The organism is Paenibacillus ehimensis NBRC 15659 (assembly GCF_004000785.1).
Classification (GTDB): domain Bacteria; phylum Bacillota; class Bacilli; order Paenibacillales; family NBRC-103111; genus Paenibacillus_G; species Paenibacillus_G ehimensis.
In genome coordinates, this window is record NZ_BILX01000176.1 from 1 (window position 1) to 1,712 (window position 1,712).

Sequence of the window (1,712 nt, forward strand, 5' to 3'; positions counted from 1 at the left end):
TCAGTTCGACCAGGACTACAAAGACAATGATTTGGAGTCTTCGGCTTATTCCGGCGGTTTATCCATCAGTGAAAATGCCGCCTTGGATTTTGCGTTGGATCTAAACGGAATGGTGTCGGAGGGCGAGCTTGTTTTAACGATCCTGTACGGCACAACCCAGTACCGCCGGGAAACGGTGGAGCGGCTGGGCGGGCTGCTGCAGTCCAGCCTGCGGGAGATCATCGCGCACTGCGTGGCGAAAGAGCGGCCGGAACTGACGCCGAGCGACGTTCTGTTCAAGGGGCTGACCTTGGAGGAGTTGGAGCGGTTGGCGGAGCGCACCGAAGCGCACGGCGAGCTGGAGAACGTCTACGCGCTTTCACCGATGCAGAAGGGGATGCTGTTCCACAGCCTGATGGATGCGGAGTCCGGAGTTTATTTCGAGCAGGCGTCGTTCGATCTGCACGGCCGCTTCGATACCGCCGTGTTCGGCAGGAGCCTGGAGCTGCTGGCGCAAAGACACGGGGTGCTGCGCACGAATTTCTACACCGGCTGGAAGGACGAGCCGCTGCAGGTCGTCTACCGGAACCGGAGCAGCGAGTTCCTCGTTCGCGACCTGCGCGACATGGAGGAACCGGAGCGCGCCGCGGCTGTCGAGGCCTTCACACGGGACGATAAGGCCCGGGGCTTCGATCTTGCGAACGATTCGCTGATGCGGGTGGCCATTCTGCGCACCGGCGAGGAGACGTACCGCTTTGTGTGGAGCTTCCATCATATTTTGATGGACGGCTGGTGCTGGTCTCTGGTCACGAGCGAAGTGTTCCGCATCTACTTTGCGCTCAGCGCGAACCGGGAGCCCGAGCTTCTTCCCGTGCCGCCTTTCAGCGAATATATCGCATGGCTGGAGCGGCAGGATCCGGCCGAGGCGTCCCGCTACTGGAGCGGATACTTGGCCGGATACGAGGAGCAGACGACCCTGCCGAAAGGCAGAACGCAGGAAAAAACGGGTTACGCGTCCGCGGACTTGGAATTCGATCTGGGCCGGGAGCTGACGGGACGGATCCACCGGATCGCCCAGCAGCATCAAGTCACGATCAGCACGTTGATGCAGACCGTCTGGGGCCTCCTGCTCCAAAAATATAACGGCAGCCAGGATGTCGTGTTCGGCAATGTCGTATCCGGGCGGCCGGAGGATATTCCGAACGTCGAAAACATGGTCGGGCTGTTCATCAATACGGTTCCGGTGCGCATCCGCTGCGAGGCCGAATCCACCTTCGCGGAAGTGATGGCGTGGAATCAGGAGCAGTCGATTGCTTCCCATGCCTACGATACGTATCCGCTCTATGAGATTCAGGCGCTAACGGAGCAAAAGCAGGACTTGATCAGCCACATCATGATTTTCGAGAACTATCCGATGGAGGAGCAGCTCGAGCAGTTGGGCGAGGACGGGGCAAGCTTTACGATCAAGGGCATCGAGTCGGTCGAGCAGACGAACTACGACTTGAACCTTGTCGTCCTGCCGGGCGAAACGATCCATATTTTCTTCGGATACAATGCGCTGGCGTTCGATCGCGCCGATATTGAGCGGATGTACGGACATCTCGTTTATGTGCTGGAGCAAATTGCCGCGAATCCGCAAATCCGCGTCAGCGATCTGGAAGTGGTGACGCCGCAAGAAAGAGCGCAGATCATCGAAGTGTTCAACGCAACGGCGGCGGAGTATCCGCAGGAGC

Annotated in this window: 1 protein-coding gene; it reads left to right on the plus strand. The window is 59.1% G+C overall.

The window, feature by feature from the left end; genetic code table 11:
* Positions 1 to 1,712: condensation domain-containing protein (locus tag PEH01S_RS34175; protein ID WP_246063154.1), on the plus strand; the 1,712-nt coding region annotated here is incomplete at both ends.